Source organism: Chondromyces apiculatus DSM 436 (assembly GCF_000601485.1).
Lineage (GTDB): Bacteria > Myxococcota_A > Polyangia > Polyangiales > Polyangiaceae > Chondromyces > Chondromyces apiculatus.
Window position 1 is genome coordinate 104,163 of record NZ_ASRX01000030.1, and the last position, 16,048, is coordinate 120,210.

Below are 16,048 nucleotides of genomic sequence, written 5' to 3' on the forward strand. Positions count from 1 at the left end.
CCCCACCGCGCCGTTCACGCGCCTCCAGCGCCACCTTCCCCGCCCGCGCCACCTTCCCCGCCCGCACCACCCACGTTCCCCGCGCCACCTTCCCCGCCCGCACCACCCACGTTCCCCGCGCCACCTTCCCCGCCCTCTCCTGCGCCGCCCTCGCCCTCACCACCAGCGCCTCCAGCGCCGCCGCCTCCGAGAGTCGGGTTGCGCACCTCACCGGGGCTCACGATCAAGCTGCAAGCGACGGGGAGCGACGTGAGCAGCGACAGGGCAACGATGGCAAAGCGGTTCACCGGAGACCTCCAGGTTCGATGATGGCCCTCCTTGTCGTCGCAGCCCGGGCGCCTGTCCAGCACGAATGACCCGTCAGGGTTGCCCGCTCGCGACACCGCACCTGCGCGCCGTGCTTTTCTGGCCTTCTCCAGGTGCCTGCGTAGAGTGGCCTGGCCGTGCAGTTCCCCCGCCCCCGCTCCGCCGCGGCGCTGCTGACTGCAGCGCTCGCCCTGGCCGCGTCCACCCTGGGTTCCGCCGAGGCGTCTGCATCGTCGCCCTTCCTGGTCGTCCCCGATCCGGCCGTCGCAGAGGCCTCTGCTGCGTACCGCTACGCGAACATGACCAACGAGGAGGCCTTCGCCGAGCTCGATCGGCGACAGATCCCTCACGAGCGCGTCGACAACGCGCCGGGCGTGCGCGCGCCCATCCGCCTCACGGGCCGTCTGCATGGCGTGTACATCCACTCCTCGCTTCCCCTCGAACAGCGCGCGACCACCATGTTCGAGATCCTCGACGCGCGCCTCGCGCTCTCTCTCGACGACTTCGCAGCGCTGCTCGAACGACACGACATCGACGAGGTGGTGCACTACACGATGTACCGCCCGAACGTCTCCCCGCCGGGCCATGCCCACTCCATCGCGCAAGCATCGCCACACCGCGCGACCACGGGCGCGGCTCCGCACACGCCCTCTGCCGGTGCCGAGGCCGCCGCGACAAAGACCGGCGGACAGGACGCCGAGGCCGCGCCAGGGGCCCCTGGGAAGGCGGCCTCGCTCTCCGGGAAGGCCACCGCGAAGAAGCCGAAGCGCACTGGCAAGGCAGGGCTGACCGCCACGCGGAAGAAGCCGGCAGCCACGCGCCGGACGTCGCCGCCACAGGGCCAGAGTCCCGCGAAGGCGAGCCCTCTCTCCCGCGCGACGCTGCCTGACGGCACGGCCAACGACCCCACTTCCTCCGCGCACGCGACCGTCGGGTCACCGGCCCCTCTTGCTCTGGACAAGGCCCCCGGACAGCGCGCGCAGAAGGTGGGCGCCACGGAGGCCACGAGCCTGCGCGAGAAGAAGGCGCCGACCACGCCGAAACCCACGCAGACGGCCACGCCCCCCGAGAAGGCCGCGCCCGATCCGGGCACACCCGCAGCGAAGGCCAGCAAACCGGGGGCCGAGCCCAAGGCGACGACGCAACGCTCCGAGGCTGCGGCTCCCGCGCCCAGGAACAAGCCCGCCGCGTCCAGGGCGACCGGCAAGCCCGATGAAGCCGTCAACGCAGCGCCGAAGGGCACCGACGCAGCGCCGAAGGGCACGAGCGCGGCTCCAAAGGGCGCGGCTCCGAAGAGGACCGGCAAGCACCAGGAGGCCGCAACCAGCGCCTCCAGCGATGACAGTGTCCCTCAGAAAGCCGACAGGCACGCCGCTGCGCACAAGCCTGCCACCAAAACCGACGACGCGACCGCTGCGCACAAGCCTGCCACCAGGACCAGCGACAAAGCCCCTGCGGCCAGGCCGGACGGCACCACGGAGGCCGAGCGGGCTGCCACCGCTCCCACGGCCACAGCGCCGGCCGCGGTGCATGCTCCTGCCGCTCCCGTGAAGCCTCGCCCCAAGTGGGCCCCTCCGGGCACCCGACACCCGGCGGGCCTCGCCATCGACGTCGGAGGCCTCAGGAAGCGTGACGGAACCTGGCTGAGCGTCGCGCATCACTTCGGTGGCCACCGCGGCGAGCGCACCTGCGGCGCGACGGCGCGCACACCGGAGCGCTCCGAGGCGCGCGAGCTCCGCGCCATCGCCTGCGAGGCCATGGACCAGGGCATCTTCACCTACACCCTGACGCCCAACTACGACGTGGCGCACGCCGATCACTTCCACATGGAGATCAAGCCAGGCGTCCGCTGGTTCCTGGTGCACTGACCCTCCGCCAGGTGTCCGCGCCGCTGCCCGCGCCCGCGCCACCCCTGTCCGCATCGTCGCCGCCCTGAATCCATGTGCAGCACCGACGCTGCGCATCCGGTGAGCGCTCCGAAAAATCGCGACGACGCGCGCAACTGACGCCCGCGACCCACCGATTCCATGGAGAGAGGCGCGCCCCTATCGGCATGCGCCTCCCGGAAGGGATCCATCATGGAACGGAAGAAGGAAGGGCGGCCCCTCCAGGGCACGGACTACCGCCTCGTGCGGCGCATCGGCGAGGGCTCCACCTCGGAGGTGCACGAGGCCATCGGACCGCACGGCGAGGCGTGTGCCATCAAGATCTTGCGGCGCTCCCACGCCAGGTCCTGGCAAGCCACCGCGCGCCACCTCCAGGAGATCCGCGCGCTTGCCGTCCTCGACCATCCCCACGTCGTCCGCGTCGAGGACGCCGGCGTCACCCACGACGGCCGCCCCTTCCTGGTCATGCCGCGGCTCGACGGCGAGACCCTCCGCGCCCGCCTCGATGAACGCGGCCCTCTGTCTCAGGGCGCCGCCGTGCGCATCGCCTGCCAGATCCTCGCCGGCCTCTCCGCCGCGCACCGCGCTGGCATCGTCCACCGCGACATCAAGCCCGCCAACGTCTTCCTCGCGCAGCCGCCGCGCTCGAAAGCCCTGCTGGGGCGAGCCCAACCCGAGCGCCAGGACCCGGCGGAGACCGCGGACCTCGGGCGCGTCGTGCTCCTCGACTTCGGCATCGCCAAGGTGAGCTGGGGCGGCCTCCCGCCCACCTCGGGCTCTCATGTCATCGGCACCCCGCGCTACCTCGCGCCGGAGCAGCTCATCGGCGGCGCCATCGATGGACGCACCGACCTCTACGCCGTCGGCATGCTCCTCTTCGAGGCCATCGCCGGGCGCGGCCCTTTCCCGGACACCGACGCGCTCGCCATCATGCGGGCCCACATCCGCACCGCCCCGGCCTCGCTCCGCGACGTGGCGGACGTCGGCCCCGCGCTCGACCAGGTAGTCGCGCGCGCCATCGCCAAGACACCCCACCGACGCTGGCCCAGCGCAGACGCCATGTCCCAAGCACTCCTCGCAGCCTCCCTCAAGGTCGTGCGGGGCGGCGCCAGGTCCTCCCTGCCCCGGAGCGCCGAGGCCCGATGAACGCCGCCCCGCATGCCCCCTCCCTTCCGGGAGAGGTGCGCCACCTGGACCGTACGAGCAACCCCTCCACACGCTCCCGCGTACTCCGCGCCCTCCCCGACGTGCTCTCGCGGCCGACGCTCCCGCCGTGGCAGGCATGCACCCGAGTGCCACGCGCCGCAGCTCCGCCGCAGAGGCTCCGCCCTGGCGCCCGCCTCGTGAGCGGCGGGCTCGTGGTGGGACGGCTCCTGGGGCAGGGGGGGATGGGCGAGGTCTACGAAGCGGAGCACCCCGCCCTCGGCCGCCGCTTCGCCCTCAAGGTGCTGCACCGCGACCTCCACGACTGCCCCGACAGCGCCGCGCGCCTCGCCGACGAAGCCCACCTCCTCGGTCGCATCCGGCATCCCGGCGTGGTCCAGGTCATCGACCTCGGCATGACCGGCGATGGCCGCCCCTACTTCGTCATGGAGCTGCTCTCGGGGCGGGACCTGAGCATCGCGCTCGCGCGCCGCGGGGCGTTCCCTCCCGCCGAGGCCCTCGCCCTCGTCGCGCAGCTCCTCGCCACCCTCGACGCCGTGCACGCAGCGGGGATCGTCCACCGCGACATCAAGCTCGACAACCTGCTCCTCGATGACCGTGGCGCGCTCAAGCTCGTCGACTTTGGCGTCGCCAGGAGCGCGCGTCGCCCGAGCCGCTCCCGCACGGCCGCGGGAGCCGTGGTGGGCACCCCGCGGACCATGGCCCCCGAGCAGTGCATCCCCGGCAGTGCCGTGGACGCGCGCACCGACCTCTATGCCGTGGGACTCGTCCTCTACGAGCTCGTCGCCGGCAGGGGCCCCTTCGACGACCTCTGCGAGCACCCGCTCGCCCTGCGCTTCGCCCACTGCGACCGCGAGCCACACCCTCCGTCTCGCTTCGCCCCGCAGCCGGTGCCGCTGCCGGTGGAGGCGCTCATCTTGCGCGCTCTTGAGAAGGATCCCGCCCACCGCTTCCAGTCGGCCCGTGAGATGGCCGCTGCGGTGCACGCCGCGCAGGAGCACCTCGATGGCGCCACGCCGCGGACCGTTCCTCCCGCCCACCCGACCGATCTCTGCGCCCCCTGGATCGATCTTTCCACCGTGGAGGACGAACCAGGCCCGCCGTCTCTCCACACGACGCGCCGCAACAACCCGCGCTCCTCCACCTGGAGCCTGCGCGGACGCCGCACCCTCCCCCTCTCCACCCGCCTCTCTCCGTGTGCCAGCCGCCAGATCACGACGCGCCCGCCACGCCTGCGGCGACGCTCCTCACCTGCCTTCGCCCTCGGGGTGTGCGCCCTGCTCGCCGCCTTGCTGGCCCTCGCCCTGACCCTGGGAACGCGCGAGGTCACGCCCATCGACGGATCGAGGCACGCGACTGTAAGGTAACCGTTCGGGCTCCGTTCTCAGGGGGCGACACGGCAAGGTGGATTCGGAGGAGTCATGAAGGCGACGCACTGGTTCGGGAGTTCGGCTCTGGCGATGGCACTGCTCGGGGCGGTTTCGGGTTGCGGAGGCAGCGCCGCGATGAACGCGCCGCCTCCGTCCGCGGGCGGCAACACCTTCGCCCCGGGCGCGCCCATGGCCGAGGCGTCCGAGCCTGCCGCGGCCAAGGGCGCCGTCATGATGGACGCCGCTCCTGCCCAGGCCCCGGCGGGCGCCGCGCCGTCCACCAGCATGATGCCTCCCAGCGAGATGCGCCGGGAGAGCGAGGGCGCCGCGAAGCCCACCGATCAGCGGGAAGCGCAGAACCGCCCTGGCCTCGCCACGCAGTGGGGCGAGACGCGCCACTCGAGCATCACCACCGTCCCCTTCGTGCGCGCCGAGCCCATGAACCCGTTCGGGATGACGAGCCTCTTCTACAACGACGAGCAGGGAGCGCGCGCCATGGCGAACGCCTCCGGCTTCCGCCGCCTCCAGGCCCAGACCTTCACCCTCGCGAACGGCGCCGTGGCCGTCGGCCTGCGCGGCGAGGGAGGCGGCTTCCTCAACGGCTTCGTCGCCGGCGAGAAGACGTTCGCCATCGGCCAGCCCGGGCAGCGTTACTCCATCGTCCTGCGCAACCTCACCCCGAACCGCGTCGAGTGCGTGGTCAGCGTCGACGGGCTCGACGTGCTCGACGGCCAGGCCGCCTCCTTCTCCAAGCGCGGCTACCTCCTCGATCCTCACGGCGAGGTGGAGATCGACGGCTTCCGGCAGAGCATGGACACCGTCGCCGCCTTCCGCTTCGGCTCCGTGCGCAGCTCGTACGCCAACCAGAAGCACGGCGACACCAGGAACGTCGGCGTCATCGGCGTCGCCCTCTTCCACGAGCGCGGCACGAACCCCTGGACCGGTTCCGAGATCCAGCGCCGCCAGGACGCGAACCCCTTCCCCGGCCAGTTCGCCACCCCGCCCGGCCAGTAGCGCCTCCGGGGCTGCATCCCCCGACCCGCCACGCGCTTGCGCCGCAAGGGCACCTTCTGCACCCTGAACCCGTGCGTCTCCTGCCCTCGCCTCGCCTCGGCGCGCTCCTCTTCACCTGCACCGCTTCCGCGCTCTCCTGCGCGCCTTCGCCACCAGGCACGACGCCCACCGTCCAGGTCCCCGCAGCGCCTCCCGCTGGCCCCGCCGCGCCGGCCACGTCCACCGCCTCCCGTCCTCCCGACCGGAGCGCCGCACTCCGCGCCGCGCTCTGCGGGGACCAGGTGCCTTGCCACGTCCTGCGCGATCGCCCCGCAGGCCGCACCTCCGACGGCCGCCCCCTCTCCGTGGTCAGCGTGTGGAAGGGCGAGCAGCGCCACGACGAAGCAGAGGCGCGCGAGACCACCGACGACGGCGCCCCTCCGCAGGAGAACCCGCCCCTGCCCGCGGACATCGGCCTCGATCAGGGCGAGCGCGAGGACGTCACCGCGCCGGCGCTGATGCACGCCGGCTGTCACCGCATCGACTACTGGCGCGTGACCTGGAGCGGCGATGCCGTGGAGGACACCACCAAGCTGCTCGACACGTGCAACGACGGCTACGGCGCCGCCAGCGTCGGACAGGACACCATCACCATCGGCGACAACGCCTTCACGCATGCGGTGTCGGGCGGCTCGGCCTGGCGCTGGAGCGACACCACCGAGCGTACCCTCACGCCGCTGCGCACCCGCCGCACCTCGTCGTTCGGCTACTGGAACGTCTCCGTGAACTTCCAGGAGACCCAGTGGAGCTTCGACGACTTCGCCGGCACCACCTCCTGGTACAGCCCGCCCTGCGACGCGAACGGCGCGCCCGACCTCCCCCCCGCGCTCCTCGACAGCGGCCCCGGCGAGCGCGGCGACCACGAGTACACCTTCGCCTCCATTCCTCAGGCTGAAGTCGACGCTTCCTTCGCCACCTCGGGCTGGAAGACCGCGGGCCTCGGCCGCTGCGCCCTCTCCATCGACGGCACAGGAAAGGGAGGCTTCGTGACGTATGGCAAGCCTGGAGAGGCCTCCGACGCCACCCTGCGCGTGTTCAGCGCGCCTCCGGGGACGCTCTACGTCGAGATCGAGGACGACAAGCTGGTCGGCCCCAGCGCGAACTGGGTGCGCGACGATCACCTGGAGATCTGGCTCGGCAAGGCGCTCCCGAGCTACGACCAGCACTGCGTCGACGCAGGGAACCTGCCGCAGCAGTGGGGCATCCGCGTCGCTGACGGCAAGGTCTTCCCCGCCTTCGGCAAGCCCGATGCCCTGGCGCTCTCCGTCGAGCGCGCAGCCCCCGCAGGCGGCGTCGGCCCGGTGCGCTTCAAGATCGTGCTGCCAGGCGATCACGAGGCGCTGACGGTGGTCTACAGCGACAGCGACGGGGGCAAGCAGGAGCGCCTCCTCGCCACCAGCAAGCTCGCGCACGGCAAGCTCCCCACGCTCGGCAAGGTGACGCGGTTCCCGCGCGAGGTGCTGACCTGCCAGCTCGTCGAGGGGCGGCTCACCCCGGTGGAGGTGGTCTCCGACGCAGCCGCGCCCCGCAAGAACCCCTGACCCTGCCCCCGCGCCAGCGACCTGCATCCCGCAGAGATCGGCATCCGGCACGACGGGACAGCGCACATGCGGATACGCCTGCGGAGGCTCTGCACCACGCCCGCTCGAACGCGCCGGCGAAGCATGGATGCTCCTCGACGACGAGCCACGCTCCGAGGAGATCCCCGCAGCCGACGGCGCGGGGGTCACGCTCAACGCGCTCGATGTCTGGAGCGATCAAGCCGATGATGACAGCGCCCCGTTGCCCGGCGCTTGCAAGCCCGACCTGCAGGCGGACGTGGAGCTGGGCCGGATCGAGTGCGCGCAGTGCGGCCAGGCGGCCACGCTGTCACGGGACACCCGCACCCAGACCTACCACGCGCTGACCACGGGGGAGGCGCTGCTGCTCCTCACGGCGTGGTCCAGCGACGTGCGCGCCACGGTGAAGGGAGCCACCGCGACCATCACCGGCGGCGGGTGCAACGCCGTGGTCCCGCTCCGGGCCCCTACCCCCCCCTGACCCGCGGCGCTCCCCTCAGTCGAGGGGCTTGCCGGCCGGCAGCGGCAGGAGGCGCGAGGTGGTGCGCTGGTAGTCGCGGTAAGCTGGGTACTTCTTCACCGAGATCAGCTCGGTGAGCCACGTCGACCCCTGGAAGAGCAGCGTCAGCAGGAAGGCGCCGCCCCACGTCCAGTTCATCACCGACGCCCCCGCGATCACCGCGAAGCAGGCGAAGACCCACCACAGGCTCGTCTCGCAGAAGAAGTTGAGGTGCCGCGAGTACCGGAACACCCCCGTTGTGAGGAACCCCCGGGCGAGGTCTCCCCCGGCCTGCGCGCGCTCCTCCGGGGAGAGGGCCGCCTTGCGCTGCTGGAAGCGCCACTGCTGCTGGTCGGTCACTGTCTCCCCCACGAGCAGCGCCAGGAACGCGAGCGCCGCGACGCCGTCCCACGGCCCGAAGCTCACCCGCTGCAACAGCGCATGCGCGACGAACAGCGGCGGGATGCTGAACAGCCCGATGAGAAGGTGCTGGTACACCGAGATGAACAGCAGGCTGAACAGCTCCCGCCCGAGCGGGTGGGTGGGGTCGTGCTCGGCGAGCCAGGCGCGCACGATGGGCCAGCGGTAGTCCTCCTCCTTGGGGTTGTACCCGCCCTTGCGTGCGAAGTTGAAGGTCAGCCGCACGCACCACGCGGTGACCAGCACCGCCATCAGCACGATGCGCCCGTCGCGGTTGGGGTTCCACAGCGCGAAGATCCAGGCGTAGATGCCGGGCATCACCGACCACAGCCGATCGACCCACGAGTAGTTGCGGGTGATGCACTGCAGGATCCAGCAGAGGAGCACCGCCGCGAGGAGCACGGCGACCGCGGTGGTGAGCGGCCTCGCGGTGATCTCATCCAGCGACGACACCTCGGAGAGCTGCCGCAGGGCGCTCTCCAGGGATCCATTGTTCATGCGGTAGGACTCGGCGTAGCCGCAGAGGTGCGCGTCGACGGGGGCATCCGGGGGCATGCAGGCAAAATCATAGAACGTCGCCGCCCCGGGCGGGGCGGCGACCGCTTCAGAGGCGCAGATCGCCGCGAGTCATCGCGGGAAGGGCGAGGCCCCCCCACGGCTTCGTCGCCTCAGGGCCTCGTCAACGCCGTGGCTCCGGCGTGGTGGTCTTCGCGAGGCAGCGCAGCACCTCTGCCACGCTCCACGCCTGGGCCACGCAGCCCCGGGGCACGAACGGCGCCTCCGCGTCGAAGATCTCGCTGATGGTGCCCACGCCTCCCTCGCTGAGGTGCGGCGCGAACGTCGTCACGAAGCCCCGCGCCTCCGCGCGCGCGTCCGGGTGCACCTTCAGCCAGGCGTCGATGAAGGGCCCGATCAGCCATCCCCACACCGTCCCCTGGTGGTAGGCCATGTCCCGCGTGCGCAGGTTGCCGAAGTAGCGCGGGCGGTAGTCCGGGTGGTCCGGCGACAGCGACCGCAAGCCGTAGGGCGTGAGCAGCTTCTCGCGGGCCTGCTCCACCACGGGCGCCCAGCGCGCCTCGGCGAGGATGGGGTGCGGCAGCGCGATGGCGAAGAGCTGGTTCGGGCGGAAGGCGGCGTCGTCGCCCTGCTCGCCGTCGATCACGTCGTAGAGGTGGTTGCCTTGCTCGTACCAGAACCGCGCGTTGAACGAGACCTGCGCCCTCTCGGCGTGCCCGGCGTACGTGCCCGCGGCGCTCGCGTCTCCTTCCTCGCCCGCCCAGCGCTCCATCAGGCGGAGGGCGTTGAACCAGAGCGCGTTCAGCTCCACGGCCTTGCCGCGCCGCGGGGTGACCACGTACCCGTCCACCTTGGCGTCCATCCAGGTGAGCTGGTAGCCCTCCTCGCCCTGCCGGAGCAGGCCATCCTTCGGGTCGACGCCGATGCCGAAGCGCGTGCCTGCGAGGTGCTTCGCGACGATGTCCTTCAGCGTGGGCAGGAGGATCTGCAGCGTCTCGCGGTCGCCGGTCGCGGCGAGGTAGCGGTTTATCGCGTGGAAGAACCAGAGCGTGGCGTCGGCCGTGTGGTAGAGGCCCGCGTTCTGGTTGTCGGGGAACATGTTGGGGATCAGCCCGTCGCGCACGTACTTGCCGAAGGTACGGAGGATGTACCCCGCCTCATCGTGGCGCCCCGTGGTCAGGGTCAGGCCCTCCAGGCTGATCATGGTGTCGCGCCCCCAGTCGGTGAACCACGGGTAGCCGGCGATCACCGTGCGGATCTCGTCGCCTGAGGCGCGGCACCGCGCCGCGTCGGCCACGCGCCCGGCGGGGGTGATCAGGAACTGGTCAGCCGCGAGCACCAGCTCGGCCGCGAGCCCCTCGCGCAGCTCGGGCTTCGTCGCGAGCAGGAGGCGCTTTCGGCGCTCGTGCTCCGAGCGCAGCGCATTCTCGGGCGAGAGCGCCCGGATCACGTCCCATGCCTCGGTCGACGCGACGAGGGTGACCTCCGAGCCCGGCGCGAGATCCAGCCGGAAGGTGCCCGGCGTGTACAGGTCGCCGCTCGCGTCGTAGCCGCGGCTCTGCTCGATGCGGTAGGGGATGTCGCGGATGGGCTTGCCCTCGATGTGGATCGAGGCCTGCTTGCCGTAGATCTCCAGCCGCAGTGGGGGCAGCGCTTCCTCGCCGGCCAGCTCGTAGCGCTCCGGCATGACGGTGAGCGCGTAGCCGCCGGTCTGGGGCCTGTCGAGCGCGCCCTCGTGGGGGCGGAAGTTCACCCAGGGCTGCAGCTCCAGACAGACCGGGCCGCCGCCCTCCAGGCGGTAGGTGACGTGGGTCGTGTTCTGGCCGTGCACCATGAGGAGCCGCTTCTCCAGCGTGCCCCCGGAAGGGAGCGCGTAGCGCCACACCGGCAGCCCCGCCTCCAGGTGGAACGCGCTGAGCTTCGCGAGCGCGCAGCCGTCGTGGGTGAGGCCCGGCTCCCCCTGCGCGCCGAGCGCCAGCGCGTGCTTGTCCCCGTCGACCCAGCCCTCGGGGTGAACCACCTCGCGCAGGTGGTTGAGCATCATGGTGCGGCCGCGCGGCGCAGGCAGCGCCGCGATCAGGATGCCGTGGAAGCGGCGGGTGATCAGGCCGGGGATGGTGCCCGAGGCGTACCCACCGAGGCCGTTGGTCACCAGCCACTCCGCGCTCGCCGGGTCTTCTCCGTGCTCCGGATCCTCACCTGCGCCAGGGGCGTCGCCGAGCAGCTCCACCCGCCTGCACGGAAGCTCAGACATCATCGCGCGTCCTCCTCGTGGTGCTTCTGGTGCGCATCGCCAGCGTTGCCAGCGTTGCCAGCGTTGCCAGCGTTGCCAGCGTTGCCAGCGTTCTCTGACGCGCCCCTGGCCCTCTCGCCAGCTTTCTCGTCAGACTTTCCTGGCTCACCCCTGGCCTCCGCGCCCCCCGCCCATCACGGGCCGCATCGCCACGGCGGACTGACCTGGCAAGAACCAGCCTTCCTCCTCGCTCTCGATGGACGGCGTGCCGTCACCCCCGTAGTGCGGGTCCTCGCTCGACCAAAGGACCTGCCAGCGCATCCCGGAGGGCGGCGCGAGGAGCGGCTCGGGGGCCGGCACCAGGTGCAGATCGCGCCCGAGGTTCACGAGCAGGAGGCGGTCGTCCCCCTCCTCGCCGAAGTAGCGCAGCACGAACGCCTCCGGGCCCAGCACCGCCCCGTCGAGCCCACGCGGCCTCTGCGCCGAGAACACCGGGTCCTCGCGCCGCAAGGCGATCAGATCCCGGTGCATCGCCAGCGTCGACGCGTGGCGCACCCGGTCCTCGGGGTCGAGCTTGCACTTCTCGAAGGTCTCGGGCGCGGCGGGGTCGTCGAGCAGCCCCTGCCCCTCGTCGTGGGCCATGTTGGGGAACTGCTCCATGAAGTGCGCGCGCCCCTTGCGCACCAGCGCCGCGAGATCCCGCCCGTGATCGGCGAAGTACAGAAACGGCGGCGACGACGCGCACTCCTGCCCCTGGAACAGCATCGGCGTGCCCGGCATGAGCAGCGTGAGCGCCGTCATCGCCGCGAGCCGCCCCCGCGAGGTGAGCGCGTGGAGGCGTAGCCCCCGGGCCGAGTTCGCCACCTGATCGTGGTTCTCCAGGAAGGTCACGAACTTCGCCGGCGCGAGGTCGAGCCCCGCCGTCCCGCGGCGGTTCTTCTGCCAGGCGTAGCGCTGCCCCTGGTAGAGGTAGCCCCACTTGGCGGCCGAGATGAACTCCTGCGGCGTCCCCGGCGTCTCCGAGTAGTACGCCTGGCTCCGCCCCGTCAGCGCCGCCATGGCGCCGTGGTGGTAGTCATCGTTCCACAGCGCATCGAGCCCGTACCCGCCCTTCTCCGTGGGCCTGACGAGCCGCGTCTCCTGCGGCTCGTTCTCCGCGATGATCAAGGTCGTGCGCGCGCCGCCGACCTCGCGGACCCGCCTCCCGATCACCGCGAGGATGTGCTCTCCGGAGCTGTCGAAGATGGACTGCGTCGCGTCGAGCCGCAGCCCGTCCATGTGGAACTCGTCGAGCCAGTAGCCGGCGTTGGCGAGGAAGAACTCGCGCACGGGTCCCGAGCGCTCGCCGTCGAAGTTCAGGGCTTCTCCCCAGTCGGTCGTGTAGCGCTCGGAGAAGTAGTCGTGCGCGAACTGCCGGAGGTAGTTCCCGTCGGGCCCGAGGTGGTTGTAGACCACGTCGAGGATCACCCCGAGCCCGAGCGCGTGTGCCCTGTCCACGAAGCGCCGCACGTCGTCGGGCGTGCCGTAGTGGTGGTACGGCGCGAACATGCACACCCCGTCGTAGCCCCAGCCGAAGCGCCCCGGGAACTCCGCGATGGGCATCAACTCCAGCGTGGTGGCGCCGAGATCCTTGAGCTCCGGCAGGCGCCGCGCCGCGGCCTCCCAGGTCCCTTCCTTCGTGAAGGTCCCGAGGTGCATCTCGTAGATGACCTGCCCCCGCAGCCCGACCCCCGGGAACCCCGCGTCGGTCCACGCGAACGTGGAGGGGTCGATCACCTCCGAGGGCCCGTGCGGCCCCTCGGGTTGCCAGCGCGAGACAGGGTCGGCGTAGGGCTTCTCGTCGTCGTCGAGCAGGAAGGCGTAGCGCGCACCGGCCCCGATCCCTTCGACCTGCCCCGAGAAGTACCCTCTTTCCTCGGCCGAGAGCGGCACCCGCCTCGCGCCGGCCTCGCCGGGGGCGACCACCACCTGGACCCGCGCGCGCCGCGGCGCCCAGACCCGGAAGTGCACCCCGCCTGCCACGATCTCGGCGCCCACGGGAAGCCGCCGGGTCACCCCTGGCGAGTCCGCTCTTCCTTCAGCCCGCTTGCCACTCCCCACGGCAGGAATCTAAGAGGCATTCTGCCTCACTGTAGAGGGGGCCCATCCTGGTCTGCCACCCGGGTTCTGCCGGTCAGGTTTCCCCCTTCCCGACACCGCGGGTGAAGCACGTGTGTAGCGGCCGGATTTCAACGATCCGCGGTGTCGAACCCCACGCGACCTCGGGCTTGCGCCCTGGCCAGACGAAGTCCGGGTAGACTCGCGGCCCGTGCCCGGGCCGTCTCACCTCCCCCACCTCCTCGCGCTGCTCACGCTTCTGGGATGTGCGTGCTTGCACTGCGCGCGCGCACCCGACGAGCGCGCACCGGCCGAGGGCCCGCCGGGGTCTGGCAGCGACGCTCCGGCGCCGGACACCGTGGGCGCTGCGTCGGCTGCCGCGGCGTCCGCGGCCCTGGTGCCGACCGCGCCCGTGGTGCCCGCAGGCGCCGAGGTGATCCAGGCGAGCGTGATGACGAACCCCGCCGCGCTCCCGGCAGCGCCCAGCGCCCCGGCAGGCACCGCCTCCCCGGAGGGCACCGCGGGCGCCCTGGCCAGCGCCGCGCCGGAGATCGCGCCGCCGTGCCCGGCGGACATGAGCCTCGTCGGCACGTTCTGCGTCGACCGCTGGGAGGCGCACCTCGTCGTCGCGGAGGCCAGCACGAACGGCGAGGGCGTGCCGCTCGCAGCGGGCTCCATCCACCCGCACGCGCAGCGGCCCGAGGCGGGGGTGAAGTACGAGGCGCGGAGCGCGCCCGGGGTGTTCCCGCAGGCGTTCATCAGCCGGGTGGAGGCGAAGGCCGCGTGCGTCACGGCCGGCAAGCGGCTCTGCGCGCGGCGGGAGTGGCTGCGCGCGTGCCGCGGCAAAGGAACGCAGCGCTACCCGTACGGCAACCGCGGGCAACGGGGAACGTGCGCGACGGGCAAGCCGCACCTCCTCTCGGCGCTCTTCGGCGAGAAGAAGCGGGGCTGGACGTACGAGGAGTTCAACAGCCCGCGGCTCGCGCTGGAGCCGGGGTTCCTCGCCAAGGCTGGCGAGTACGAGGGGTGCGTGAGCGACCTCGGGGTCCACGACATGGTCGGCAACCTGCACGAGTGGGTGGGCGACATGGTTGACCAGGAGCTGATGGACCGGCTCGACGGCGAAGAGGTCGAGCGCCGCAAGCAGCCCTGGCGCGAGGGCAACGGCGTGTTCATGGGCGGCTTCTTCAGCACCACGAGCGAGCTGGGGCCCGGCTGCTACTACACGACCGTGGCCCACGAGCCGGGCTACCACGACTACTCGACCGGCTTCCGCTGCTGCGACGACGCCACGCTCCCCCCGCCTCCCGCGAAGGACACCCGCAAGGCACGCGGGAAGAAGCCTGCGGGGTGATCTCCGCGGCGCTGGCCTACGAAGGCTCGGCGGAGAGGCGGACGAGGGGCGAGCATGGCGCGAACGCGGGCCAGGCGCCCTGGGCAAGGCCGTGGAGCATGGCGCCGGAGGCGAAGACGCCCTCCTCGGGGGCCTCGGGGGTCCAGGCCGGGAGGTCGAGGAGATCGCCGCCGAGCGCGGTGCCCTCGGTGTTCGTGCGCACCTCGCCGGTGTGGGCGCTGAGGTGCAGGTGCACCCGCGGGTCGCGGCCGGGGCGCTTGTCGAGGTCGTGGTGCAGCGCGAGCGCGGCGCCGAGGATCTGCAGCCGCGCCGCGTCGCCGAGGTGGCGCTCGACGGGGCGGTCGCGCGTGAACAGCATGCTCATCCCCGTCTCCAGCGCGGAGGTGAGCCCCTCGGCTTCGAGGCGGGCGCGGGCCGCGGGGAGGATCGCCTCGATGTCGTCGAGCAGGGCCGGATCCGGCGCGTCGAGGGCGCCCGGGTCGGTGAGGATCTCCAGGTAGATGCCCACGGCGCGGCGGCCAGCAGCCGGGGGCGGGGCGGCGACCGTCGGGCGCTCCGAGGTCACGGCCCCGCGGGCATGCGCGAGGAAGGCGGAGGCGCTCGGATGGCGATCCTTGGCGTTGCGGCTCATCGCGCGCAGGACGACCTCGTCGAGCGCGGGGCTCACCGCGGCCTGCAGGCTCGGCCGCGGGGCGCCTCCGTGCAGGAGGAGCTGCTTCAGCACCGGGAACGCGGCGGGGGCGATCGGGGGCTGGCCCACCAGCATGGTGAAGAGCAGCACGCCGAGCCCGTAGATGTCGGCGCGCATGTCCACGGGCTGGGCGAGGAGCTGCTCGGGGCTGAGGTACGCGAGCGTCCCCACGATCTGCCGGGAGGCGGTGAGGGAAGGGACAGACACGTCGAGCAGCTTGGCCACCCCGAAGTCGAGCAGGACCACCCGCCTGGCGTCGGCGCCTGCCGTGGGGTCGCGCGCGAGGAACACGTTGGAAGGCTTGATGTCGCGGTGGATGATGCCGTGGGCGTGCGCAGCGTCGAGCGCGGAGCACACCGGCTCCAGGATGGCGAGCGCCTCCTGGGGCGTGAGGCGGCCGTAGGTCGAGAGGTGCGCGTCGAGCGTCTCGCCTTCGAGCAACTCCATGGCGAAGAACGGGCGCCCGTCGGGCAGGCGGCCCGCGTCGTAGATGGTCGCCACGTTGGGGTGGACCAGGCTGCGGATGACCTCGATCTCGCGCTCGAAGCGGGCGACGATCTGGGCGTTCGTGGCGAGCTCGAGGTGGGGGATCTTGACGGCGACGCGCTGCCCTGTCGCCGCGTGCTCGCCGAGGACCACCATGCCGAAGCCGCCCTCGGCGAGGAGCGCGCCGAGGACGTAGTCGCCGGCGAGGGGAGGGACGGGGCGGGGTCCCGAGCGGCGCAGGGTGGGGCCGAAGGGGTCGACCGGACGAGGATTGCCGTGACCGTGCGGCAGGGTGTCCGTCAGCGCGACCGCCTCCACCTCGGTGGCGGAGGGTGGGGTGGGGCTCGGCAGTGTCTCGTCGTCAGGACGGGCCATACTACTCCGAGGTAAACCATCGGCGCGCCTCGCGGGCAA

12 protein-coding genes are annotated in these 16,048 nt (G+C 72.1%); 7 read left to right on the forward strand and 5 right to left on the reverse strand.

All coding sequences use genetic code 11. From position 1 onward, the window contains the following. Positions 1 to 14: 14 nt before the first annotated feature. Positions 15 to 287 carry a hypothetical protein gene (locus CAP_RS50690; RefSeq protein ID WP_044243660.1) on the reverse strand — a complete coding sequence of 91 codons (273 nt, stop codon included), beginning with the start codon at positions 285 to 287 and terminating at the stop codon, positions 15 to 17. Positions 288 to 443: 156 nt separating this feature from the next. On the opposite strand from CAP_RS50690, the gene CAP_RS50695 reads away from it, so the two are divergent. From CAP_RS50695 to CAP_RS20560, 6 genes are all read left to right on the forward strand, one after another. Continuing rightward, positions 444 to 2,174: an extensin family protein gene (locus tag CAP_RS50695; protein ID WP_044243663.1), complete on the forward strand. Its 1,731-nt coding sequence runs from the start codon at positions 444 to 446 to the stop codon at positions 2,172 to 2,174. A 210-nt stretch (positions 2,175 to 2,384) separates the two neighbouring features. After that, positions 2,385 to 3,338, forward strand: a complete 954-nt coding sequence (locus tag CAP_RS20540; RefSeq protein WP_044243664.1) for a serine/threonine-protein kinase — start codon at positions 2,385 to 2,387, stop codon at positions 3,336 to 3,338. After that, a complete protein-coding gene (locus CAP_RS45100; RefSeq protein ID WP_081865085.1) occupies positions 3,335 to 4,723 on the forward strand; it encodes a serine/threonine-protein kinase in 1,389 nt (462 codons plus the stop codon). Before CAP_RS20540 ends, CAP_RS45100 begins: the two co-directional genes overlap by 4 nt. Before the next feature lie 54 nt (positions 4,724 to 4,777). Continuing rightward, the gene (locus CAP_RS20550; protein ID WP_081865086.1) at positions 4,778 to 5,740 is read left to right on the forward strand and encodes a hypothetical protein; all 963 of its coding nucleotides are present in this window, start codon (positions 4,778 to 4,780) and stop codon (positions 5,738 to 5,740) included. A 71-nt stretch (positions 5,741 to 5,811) separates the two neighbouring features. Next, the gene (locus CAP_RS20555; RefSeq protein ID WP_044243666.1) at positions 5,812 to 7,320 is read left to right on the forward strand and encodes a hypothetical protein; all 1,509 of its coding nucleotides are present in this window, start codon (positions 5,812 to 5,814) and stop codon (positions 7,318 to 7,320) included. 127 nt (positions 7,321 to 7,447) lie between these two features. Continuing rightward, positions 7,448 to 7,819 carry a hypothetical protein gene (locus CAP_RS20560; protein WP_044243667.1) on the forward strand — a complete coding sequence of 124 codons (372 nt, stop codon included), beginning with the start codon at positions 7,448 to 7,450 and terminating at the stop codon, positions 7,817 to 7,819. A gap of 15 nt (positions 7,820 to 7,834) precedes the next feature. On the opposite strand, the gene CAP_RS20565 is transcribed toward CAP_RS20560, so the two are convergent. The 3 genes from CAP_RS20565 to treZ all read right to left on the reverse strand — a co-directional run bounded on the left by CAP_RS20565 (position 7,835) and on the right by treZ (position 13,061). After that, positions 7,835 to 8,812, reverse strand: coding sequence for a DUF1295 domain-containing protein (locus CAP_RS20565; RefSeq protein WP_197041273.1), 978 nt, complete (start codon positions 8,810 to 8,812; stop codon positions 7,835 to 7,837). A gap of 124 nt (positions 8,813 to 8,936) precedes the next feature. Continuing rightward, a complete protein-coding gene (locus CAP_RS20570) occupies positions 8,937 to 11,027 on the reverse strand; it encodes an amylo-alpha-1,6-glucosidase (protein ID WP_370865990.1) in 2,091 nt (696 codons plus the stop codon). A gap of 144 nt (positions 11,028 to 11,171) precedes the next feature. Continuing rightward, positions 11,172 to 13,061, reverse strand: coding sequence for a malto-oligosyltrehalose trehalohydrolase (treZ, locus tag CAP_RS20575; RefSeq protein ID WP_044243671.1), 1,890 nt, complete (start codon positions 13,059 to 13,061; stop codon positions 11,172 to 11,174). A 253-nt stretch (positions 13,062 to 13,314) separates the two neighbouring features. Here treZ and CAP_RS20580 point away from each other — a divergent pair, with 253 nt between their 5' ends. Continuing rightward, the gene (locus CAP_RS20580; RefSeq protein WP_044243674.1) at positions 13,315 to 14,457 is read left to right on the forward strand and encodes an SUMF1/EgtB/PvdO family nonheme iron enzyme; all 1,143 of its coding nucleotides are present in this window, start codon (positions 13,315 to 13,317) and stop codon (positions 14,455 to 14,457) included. Positions 14,458 to 14,473: 16 nt separating this feature from the next. Here the strand turns inward: CAP_RS20580 and CAP_RS20585 are convergent, their stop codons facing one another. Continuing rightward, positions 14,474 to 16,009: a serine/threonine-protein kinase gene (locus CAP_RS20585; protein WP_044243676.1), complete on the reverse strand. Its 1,536-nt coding sequence runs from the start codon at positions 16,007 to 16,009 to the stop codon at positions 14,474 to 14,476. Between the last annotated feature and the right edge of the window lie 39 nt (positions 16,010 to 16,048).

What these genes read in the sequence shown, in the direction of transcription:
- CAP_RS20540 (WP_044243664.1), top strand. Translation starts at nt 2,385, where the DNA reads ATGGAACGGAAGAAGGAAGGGCGGCCCCTCCAGGGCACGGACTACCGC.
- CAP_RS20565 (WP_197041273.1), bottom strand. Translation starts at nt 8,812, where the DNA reads ATGCCCCCGGATGCCCCCGTCGACGCGCACCTCTGCGGCTACGCCGAG.
- CAP_RS20560 (WP_044243667.1), top strand. Translation starts at nt 7,448, where the DNA reads ATGCTCCTCGACGACGAGCCACGCTCCGAGGAGATCCCCGCAGCCGAC.
- CAP_RS20570 (WP_370865990.1), bottom strand. Translation starts at nt 11,027, where the DNA reads ATGTCTGAGCTTCCGTGCAGGCGGGTGGAGCTGCTCGGCGACGCCCCT.
- CAP_RS45100 (WP_081865085.1), top strand. Translation starts at nt 3,335, where the DNA reads ATGAACGCCGCCCCGCATGCCCCCTCCCTTCCGGGAGAGGTGCGCCAC.
- CAP_RS20550 (WP_081865086.1), top strand. Translation starts at nt 4,778, where the DNA reads ATGAAGGCGACGCACTGGTTCGGGAGTTCGGCTCTGGCGATGGCACTG.
- CAP_RS20585 (WP_044243676.1), bottom strand. Translation starts at nt 16,009, where the DNA reads ATGGCCCGTCCTGACGACGAGACACTGCCGAGCCCCACCCCACCCTCC.